The sequence below is a fragment of the Rhodococcus sp. EPR-157 genome (assembly GCF_001647195.1).
Taxonomy (GTDB): domain Bacteria; phylum Actinomycetota; class Actinomycetes; order Mycobacteriales; family Mycobacteriaceae; genus Rhodococcoides.
Genome location: NZ_LVCV01000047.1, coordinates 1 through 8,871, shown reverse-complemented (window position 1 = coordinate 8,871; position 8,871 = coordinate 1). Strand labels below are relative to the sequence as shown.

6 protein-coding genes and 1 pseudogene are annotated in these 8,871 nt (G+C 62.5%); 1 reads left to right on the top strand and 6 read right to left on the bottom strand.

Translation table 11 applies throughout. The features are described from left to right. From A2J03_RS02030 to A2J03_RS02010, 5 genes and pseudogenes are all read right to left on the bottom strand, one after another. On the bottom strand, positions 1-687 hold a 687-nt coding region (locus A2J03_RS02030), incomplete at its 3' end, for a fatty acid desaturase family protein (RefSeq protein ID WP_442971312.1). Between the two features lie 84 nt (positions 688-771). Next, a pseudogene (locus tag A2J03_RS02025) lies at positions 772-2,082 on the bottom strand (fatty acid desaturase family protein). Positions 2,083-2,200: 118 nt separating this feature from the next. Further along, positions 2,201-3,316: a ferredoxin reductase gene (locus A2J03_RS02020; RefSeq protein WP_068369045.1), complete on the bottom strand. Its 1,116-nt coding sequence runs from the start codon at positions 3,314-3,316 to the stop codon at positions 2,201-2,203. 113 nt (positions 3,317-3,429) lie between these two features. Continuing rightward, the gene (locus A2J03_RS02015) at positions 3,430-3,951 is read right to left on the bottom strand and encodes a DUF6912 family protein (RefSeq protein ID WP_068369040.1); all 522 of its coding nucleotides are present in this window, start codon (positions 3,949-3,951) and stop codon (positions 3,430-3,432) included. 7 nt (positions 3,952-3,958) lie between these two features. After that, positions 3,959-5,386 carry a WS/DGAT/MGAT family O-acyltransferase gene (locus tag A2J03_RS02010; RefSeq protein ID WP_068369037.1) on the bottom strand — a complete coding sequence of 476 codons (1,428 nt, stop codon included), beginning with the start codon at positions 5,384-5,386 and terminating at the stop codon, positions 3,959-3,961. A gap of 211 nt (positions 5,387-5,597) precedes the next feature. Here A2J03_RS02010 and A2J03_RS02005 point away from each other — a divergent pair, with 211 nt between their 5' ends. After that, positions 5,598-6,185, top strand: coding sequence for an Rv3235 family protein (locus tag A2J03_RS02005; protein WP_068369043.1), 588 nt, complete (start codon positions 5,598-5,600; stop codon positions 6,183-6,185). A gap of 6 nt (positions 6,186-6,191) precedes the next feature. Here the strand turns inward: A2J03_RS02005 and secA are convergent. Beyond that, a partial coding sequence (gene secA, locus A2J03_RS02000; protein ID WP_068369034.1) for a preprotein translocase subunit SecA occupies positions 6,192-8,871 on the bottom strand: 2,680 nt, incomplete at its 5' end.

The following is an 8,871-nucleotide window of genomic DNA, read 5'->3' as shown; positions in this document are numbered from 1 at the left end:
GCTCTTCCAGGCCGGACCGGTGATCAGCGGATGGAGGACGTAGTCCTTGGCGATCTGCTTGCCGACCTTCTCGAGGACCTCGCGCCGCTTCTGCTCGAACTCGTCACGTGGTACTCGGCCCTTGGCCACCTTGCCCAGCTCGAGGTGCTGCAGCGCCACGCCGTACTCGAAGAACAGCTGAAGCAGCAGGTTGTACACCGGGTTACCGAGATTGAACGGCTTCCAACGCTGGTCGCGGGTGACACGAAGCAGCCCGTAGCCGACATCGTCGTCCATGCCGAGCACGTTGGTGTACTTGTGGTGAATGTAGTTGTGGGTCTGCTTCCAGTGCGCCGATGGACCGGTGTTGTCCCATTCCCACGATGTGGAGTGAATCTCCGGATCGTTCATCCAGTCCCACTGCCCGTGCATCACATTGTGCCCGAGCTCCATGTTCTCGATGATCTTCGCCACTCCGAGCATGCCGGTTCCGAGCAGCCACGCTGGACGCTTGCGACTCGCGAACAGCACTGCGCGCCCACCGATTTCAAGTGATCGCTGCAGCCGGATCGTGTTGCGAACGTATCGAGCGTCTCGCTCTCCACGCGATGCTTCGATGTCACGGCGAATGGCGTCCAGTTCGACGCCGAGCGCCTCGACGTCTGCGTCGGTCAGATGTGCGTATTCCTTGATGTCCGATATCGCCACGGGTTACAGCCCTCCTGGCAGTCGACGGTGATGCACGTCGTGCACGTTCCGTCCCTACTGTACCGTAACCTACGGTCGCGTAGGTTACGTCTCCGAGGCTGTGATCGACTTCACTCGGTCTCGTTGCACCTTTGCCTGGCGCTTGGCTTCCTTCTTCGCGTTGCGCAGAGATACCCGTGCCTCCGCGATTGCCGAGCGAAGCCCGCGCCGCTTGCCCGTCAACGGATCGATACGAAGAGCGTGCACGACCGGCGCGTCCCCGGTTCGGAACTTTCGCTCCGAACTCGTCTCGGGTGCATCGTCACTCGTCGCACGTAGCCAACTGTCCGGAAGCGACAGCTTGTGGATGGTCCGCAAGGCAAGCAGATACTGCTTCCCGAGCGATCCTGTCGTATACGGAAGGTCGTACTTCTCGCACAAAGCGTGCACTTTCTCGGAGATCTCCTCGTAGCGATTGCTCGGGAGGTCCGGGAACATGTGATGTTCGATCTGATAGCACAGGTTGCCGCTCATGAACGCCATCACCTTGCCGGCCTCGAAATTGGCGCTGCCCAGCATCTGCCGCAGGTACCACTCGGCGCGGGTCTCGGATTCGAACTGCCCCACCGTGAACTTCTCTGCGCCGTCCGGGAAGTGCCCGCAGAAAATCACTGCGTATGCCCACAGGTTGCGGACGAGGTTGGCGGTCGCATTCGCAGTGAGCGTGCTCTACCATGCCGGTCCGGTGAGCGCCGGGAACAGGACGAAGTCCTTGCCTACCTGGCGACCGATCTTGCGCGCGAAAGCGCGGTTGGACGGCGAATCCCAAAATCGCTTCTGGTGTTCCCCGTCGAGCTCTTTCTGAGCACCGAGGTCGTGCAGTGCGATGCCCCACTCGAACGTGGTGGCAAGCAACACGTTGGCAAGTGGCTGAAGGAGATTGATCGGCTTCCACGGCTCGTCGCGCGTCATCCGCAGAATACCGAAACCGATGTCGTCGTCCATGCCGACGATGTTGGTATAGGTGTGATGCGAGTAGTTGTGGGCACGCTTCCACTGTTCGGACGGACCGGTCTGATCCCACTCCCAGGACACCGAGTGGATTTCCGGGTCGTTCATCCAGTCCCACTGCCCGTGCATCACGTTGTGACCGAGCTCCATGTTCTCGATGATCTTCGCCAAGCTCAGCAGTGCAGTACCCGCGAGCCATGCAGGCCGGTACTTGCTGCCCAGCAACACGATTCGACCCCCGAGCTCGAGACTCCGTTGAAGCCTGATGGCCCGCCTGATGTACGCGGCATCCTTCTCGCCTCGCGAGTCCTCGATGTCGCGGCGGACCGCATCGAGTTCACGACCGAAGGCTTCCAAGTCCTCTTCGGTCAAGTGAGCGAATTCCTTGATGTCCGTGATGGCCATCGTGGTCCTCCGAAAGTCGTGGGCGTCAGCCCGAGTACTTGTTCGCGACAATCCGCCACCAGCAAGGGTAACCGAACTTTCTCAGAAGTCCGTGTGTGTAACCCTCGTCTGCGGACTGCTAGAGCTCCAGGGTGCAGTCGCCGGCTGCCGCCGATATGCACGTCTGGATACGATCACCTTCGCCGTGTTCCTTGCCGGACCGTAGATCGATAACATGCCCCGCAGTGAGCGGTACTACACATGTCTGGCAGATTCCCATGCGACATCCGAAAGGCATCTGGACGCCGAGATTCTCGCCGGCTTCCAGCAGGCTGGTGGCGCCGTCCACGTCCGCCGACCTGTCCGACTTCGAGAACGTCACCTTCCCGCCCTTGCCGGACGTATCGGCGCGAGCGATCTCGAATCGCTCGAGGTGCAACTTGTCCTCGATGCCCTCGTGCTTCCATACCCGCTCGATCTCCTCGAGCAGTCCCGACGGACCGCAGGCCCACGTCTCGCGCTCGCGCCAATCGGGATAGAGCTTGTCGAGCGACGCCAATGCGAATTTGCCGTCCGAGCGAGTCAGTTGAACATGGGACGTGAACTGTGGATGCCCCTCGGCGATGGCAGTGAGTTCGGCGCCGAACATGAGCTCTTCCTCGGTCGGGGCCGAGTGAATGTGCACCGTGTCGGGCATGTCTCCATGCCGATCCAGCGTGCGCAGCATCGAGATGATGGGTGTGATTCCGCTGCCCGCGGTAATGAAGAGGATCTTCTCCGGCGGCGGGGTGGGGAGTGCGAAATTCCCCTTCGGTGCGGCAAGCCTGACGATCGTGCCCTGCGGAACTCCTCCGACAAGGTGGCTGGACAGGAAGCCCTCCGGCATCGCCTTGACAGTGATGGAGATCAGCTTCTCGTCCCAGTTGGGTGCCGATGTAAGGGAGTAAGAACGCCAGTGCCAGCTGCCAGCGAGATGCAAACCGATTCCGATGTACTGGCCGGGCTGATAATCGAAGTTGAAACCCCACCCTGGCTGAATCACCAGGGTCACCGCTGTCGCGGTCTCCTGCTTCACGTCGACAACGCGGCCTCGCAGCTCACGCGCAGACCAGAGTGGATTGGCAAGATGCAGGTAGTCGTCGGGAAGTAGCGGTGTGGTGATTCTGGTGATCGCACCACGAAGCATGTTGAGCCTGGGGCGCTTGGGCGCGGATACATCCGCGGCCGGGGCCTCCAACCACCTCTTGAGATCCATCGGAAAGTTCATACCCCTCGCTCGAGACACACCGATATTCGCCCGTCGGACCTCATGTACTCAGGCCCGACCTCAAGGTTACGCTACCGTAGGTTACCGGGTGGTTCGACGTGCTACAAGAACTCGAGCAGGAACGGTAGTTCCTGCGTGGCGTACCACGCAAGACTGTGATCCTCCGCGTCCCCCAGCACGAACTCGGCGTCGGGATCGCCCATGTCCGCCGCGTCGACCACCGCGACCGCCTTCTCCACTGCCGCCTCCGCGCCTTCGAGGTCGACGTGCACGGACGCGACCTCGCTCATCCGCAACGGATTCTTCAGACGTACGACGGCATCGTCGAGATCGGGCCGAAGTGTCGGATCCTCGACGTCGGCCGCAATCACCGCACGACGGAACACGACAGCCCCGTCGACGACCCCGTCCTGCTCGTCCTCCAGTACCGCGGCCACCAGCCGCAGAGACGCCCTGGCCGCCTCGTTCATCGCGACCTCGGCGAGTTCCTCGTCGTCTCCCGAGGAGTAGGACTCGCGCAGAGTCGGAGTGACGGCGAAAGCGGTTCGGCTCACAGGGTGGAATTCACCGTCGGCGACCAACGTCCGCAACATGGCGACCGTCGCCGGGACATACACCCTCACTGGTACCTCACACTCTCGAATCGTTGCTGGCGTCGACGAGCTCCTCGAGAGCTTCGAACAGCAGTGCGGTGATGACGTCGACGTCCGGCATCGCACCGCGGTCGGCGTTGAGACCGAAGCATACGAAACCGTCGTAGGACGTCAGACCGATGCTGAGAGCTTGGTTCTCGAATAGCGGTGATACGGGGAACATTTCCAACATACGTGCGCCGCCGACGTACAACGGAAACTGCGGGCCTGGCGCGTTGGTGACGATCAGATTGAACAATCGCTGCGAAAGCCGGCTCCCAGCCCGCGCACCCATGGCGTGCAGGCTCGCGGGCGCGAAACCCGATATTCGCATCAGGGTGTGTGCGGTGACGCCCGGGGCCTGCTTCGCGTGCGCTTCGGTCGCGTGGGCGATGTGCGACAACCGCACCACCGCATTGAGCTCCCCGACGGGAAGATCGATGAGGAACGACGAGACTTCGCTTGCCTGCGCATTGTCGGTGTACTCGTCGTCCCCGGCCTGCTGGTCGGACACGTACACCGACATGGGCACCATCGCGCGAATCGTCGACGAGGCGGTCACCGGTTCACCTCGCGACAGCAGCCAGTTCCTGAGCGCACCGGTCACTACCGCGAGAACCACGTCGTTGATCGAACACTCGAAGCGGGTGTGAATCTTGCGGTAGTCGGCCAGTTCCGTTTTCGCGACGGCAAAACGACGATTCCTCGAAATGGGTGCGTTCAATGGGCTCGCCGGTGCCACCTGTGCGGCGGTGCGCACCGCGGACAGGACCTTGCTCGCCGCGCCGAGCGCGCCTCCGGCAATGCCGAGCGCCCCCTTCGCGGCCCCGCGCAGCACCTCGATTCCCTCGCTCGGGGATGCGATCAACTCGGTGATCGCGTCGAGTACGAGCGCCGACTCCCTCGGCTCACGCGCAGGCATCCAGAGTTCCTCGGCCATCGGCGGCGGGCTCTTGCTCGCGTCGAGGATCACCTGACCGATCTCCAACGACTTCTCGCCGTCGACGAGTGCAGAATGCGATTTGGTGAAGATCGCGAATCGGTTCTTGCTCAAACCCTCGACGAGATACATCTCCCACAGCGGACGGGTTCGATCCAACGGCCTCGATGTGAGCCGAGCAACGAGGTCGTGCAGCTGCTCGTCCGAGCCCGGCTTGGGGAGGGCAGATCGCCTGATGTGGTACGTGATATCGAAGTCGGAGTCGTCGACCCACACTGGGCGCGCGAGCCCGAACGCCAGTTCGCGGACCTTCTGGCGGTACCGCGGAACCAGAACGAGTCGTTGCTCGACGAGTGACAGCAGATTTTCGTAGCTGAAGCCGTTGCGAGGAGTACGGAAGACCGCCAACGATCCGAGATGCATCGGCGTACTGCTGGCCTCGAGAAAGTAGAACGACGCATCCTGCGTTGTCAGCCTGTTAGCCATCGCGTGTACCGGTTCCCCGCTCTTCCTAGCCACACCTGTCGAAGTGCCTCAGCGCCCGAGACCACCCGTCGTCCTCGAACCTAGACGAACCGAAAGGCTACAGCCATTCGAGGTGGATCCGATGGAACCGCGCGCCGATCGGCGCCGTCTTAATTCTAGAGAACGAATGGTCCGAACGCGCAAGACCACACACGAGCTCGAGGAGGAACGGGTGGACACGGGACACGAACCGGTTCGACACGCCTTCCTCGCACGCGCGCCGTCGTACGAGCCGCCCGTCGAAAGCGACTGCACCCACCGTGCACGTGCGTGCGGACTCGATCGGCGCAGTCGACCCTTTCCTCGAAGCCTCGGCCTTCACGCAGGGTCCGCCACGCACCCCACCGACACACATGTCGACACCAGAGCGCACCGACCGAAGGGAGGCGAGGGAGACACATCGGAGCAGTTTCCCTTGGCCGACGCGCGACGGGGGGCGGAACAAGCCTTCCGACTGCTGCTGGAAGTGCTCGATCGTCGTCGACCGGCCGACCACATGGACAAGCTGTTCACCCCAGGGGTCGTCGAGTCGGTCAAGACCATCGTTCGCACGCGACCGCCGGGGCTTCGACTCGGAACAGCATCCCTTCGGCAGGTGCATGTGAGCAGGGCAGCACCCGATGCGGCCGAGGTGTTCGCCACCTACAACCGTGGCCAACGGGTGTTCGCCGTCGCCGCCCGACTCGAACTACGAACGTCTACTCGACCGACGGCCACCCGACGATCCACCTGGACTGTCACGTCACTTCGGGTGGTGTGAGTGGCGCTATCGCCTCTTCTTGGACCGTGACGACTTGGGGGTCTTCGTCTGGGCCCGAGCGGCTTCTCGGCGCTCCCTACGTGTCCCCTGCTGTCCCGCATCGCTCCCGGTCGACGGCCGACCGCTGCGCTGCACGGCGGTCCCTCCGTCCTCGTCCGGTCCCGAGAACGTCAAGCGCTCCTCGGTCCGCTCGTCCAACCCCTTGGCCCGTAGAGCACTCGGCACCGGGGCAGGTGCCTCCTGCTTCGGCACGGTCTTCTGCGCCGACTGGGGTGCTGCAGGCTGGGGTGCTGCAGGCTGGGGTGACTGTGCCCCAACGGGGGAGGCGAGACCGGGTGCGACCGCGAGGCCGGCACCCACTGCTGGTCCGGCAGGAGCGGGGGTTGCCTCTACCTGCAGGTTGAAGAGGAAGCCGACGGACTCCTCCTTCAGCCCCTCCAACATGCCCTGGAACATGTCGTAACCCTCACGCTGGTACTCCACCAGAGGATCGCGCTGCGCCATCGCGCGCAAGCCGATTCCCTCCTTCAAGTAGTCCATCTCGTACAGGTGCTCACGCCACTTGCGGTCGAGGACCGACAGCAGCACTCGGCGTTCGAGCTCACGCATGCCGTTGTCACCGGCCACTTCCTCGATGCTCTTCTCGCGCTTGGCATACGCAGCGCGAGCATCGGCCAGCAGTGCTTCGAGGAGTTCCTCGCGACTGAGATCGCTCTTCTCGCCGAACTCGTTCTCGTGCGAGAGCTCCTTGTGGTCGAGACCGACCGGGTAGAGCGTCTTCAGCGCGGTCCACAACTGCTCGAGATCCCAGTCCTCCACGTAACCTTCAGCGGTGGCACCGTTGACGTAGGCGGTGATCACATCGGTGATCATGCCCTCGACCTGGCCCTCCATGTCGGCTCCCTCGAGGATGCGGCGTCGCTCCTCGTAGATGACCGTGCGCTGCTGGTTCATCACCTCGTCGTACTTGAGGACGTTCTTACGAATCTCGAAGTTCTGCTGCTCGACCTGCGTCTGCGCGCTCTTGATCGCCTTGGACACCATCTTGGCTTCGATGGGCACATCGTCGGGCAGATTGAGTCGCGTCATGATCGACTCCAGCGCGCCACCGTTGAACCGACGCATCAGCTCGTCGCCGAGCGACAGGTAGAAACGAGACTCGCCCGGATCACCCTGACGACCGGAACGACCTCGGAGCTGATTGTCGATACGCCGCGAATCGTGTCTCTCGGTGCCGAGCACGTACAACCCGCCTGCATCGCGCACGGTCTCGGCATCGGCCTTGACTTGCGACTGCACCGTCTCGAGCGTCGACTCCCACGCTGCTTGGTAGTCCTCGGGAGTCTCGACCGGGTCGAGGCCCTTCTTCCGGAGCTGAAGGTCCGTGAGGATGTCGGGGTTACCACCGAGTACGACGTCGGTACCGCGACCGGCCATGTTCGTGGCCACCGTCACGGCCCCGAGACGACCCGCCTCGGCGACGATAGTCGCTTCCTGCTCGTGGAACTTCGCATTCAGAACGCTGTGCACGACACCACGCTTGGTGAACTGCTTGGACAGGTACTCCGAGCGCTCGACACTGGTGGTACCGATCAGTACCGGCTGGCCCTTGCCGTGCCGCTCCACGACGTCGTCGACGACGGCGTCGAATTTGGCTTCCTCGGTCTTGTAGATGAGGTCGCCGTTGTCGACACGCACCATCGGGCGATTGGTCGGGATCGGGATGACACCCAATCCGTAGATCTGGTGCAGTTCGGCGGCCTCGGTCTGGGCAGTACCGGTCATCCCCGACAGCTTGTCGTAGAGCCGGAAGTAGTTCTGCAGCGTGATCGTCGCCAGCGTCTGGTTCTCGGCTTTGATCTCGACCTTTTCCTTGGCCTCGATCGCCTGGTGCATGCCCTCGTTGTAGCGGCGCCCGACGAGGATGCGTCCGGTGAACTCGTCGACGATGATGACCTCACCGTCGCGAACGATGTAGTCCTTGTCCTTCGTGTACAACTCTTTCGCCTTGATGGCGTTGTTGAGGTAGTTGACCAACGGTGAATTCGCGGCCTCGTACAGATTGTCGATACCGAGTTGGTCCTCGACGAACTCGACGCCGGCTTCGTGCACGCCGATGGTCCGCTTTCGGATGTCGACCTCGTAATGAACATCGCTCTTCAGCATCGGCACGATGCGGGCGAACTCGCCGTACCACTTGGACGACGCGTCGGCCGGTCCGGAAATGATGAGCGGAGTACGAGCCTCGTCGATGAGGATCGAGTCGACCTCGTCGACGACAGCAAAATTGTGACCGCGCTGAACCAGATCGTCCAGCGAGTGCGTCATGTTGTCGCGAAGGTAGTCGAAACCGAACTCGTTGTTGGTTCCGTACGTGATGTCGGCGGCGTACGCGGTGCGACGCTCGGCGGGGGTCATTCCGGAAAGGATCACATCGACGTCGAGGCCGAGGAACCGGTGCACGCGTCCCATCCACTCGGAGTCACGCTTGGCCAGGTAGTCGTTGACCGTGACCACATGTACACCGCCACCGGAGAGGGCGTTGAGGTATGCGGGCAAAACGCAGGTGAGAGTCTTGCCCTCACCTGTCTTCATCTCGGCGATATTGCCGAAGTGGAGTGCTGCTCCGCCCATGACCTGCACGTCGAAGTGCCGCTGCGACAGAACCCGCCACGACGCCTCTCGC

Bases quoted from the DNA above. Each gene is read 5' to 3' on its own strand.
- A2J03_RS02020 (WP_068369045.1), bottom strand. From the start codon at position 3,316: ATGGATCTCAAGAGGTGGTTGGAGGCCCCGGCCGCGGATGTATCCGCG.
- A2J03_RS02010 (WP_068369037.1), bottom strand. From the start codon at position 5,386: ATGGCTAACAGGCTGACAACGCAGGATGCGTCGTTCTACTTTCTCGAG.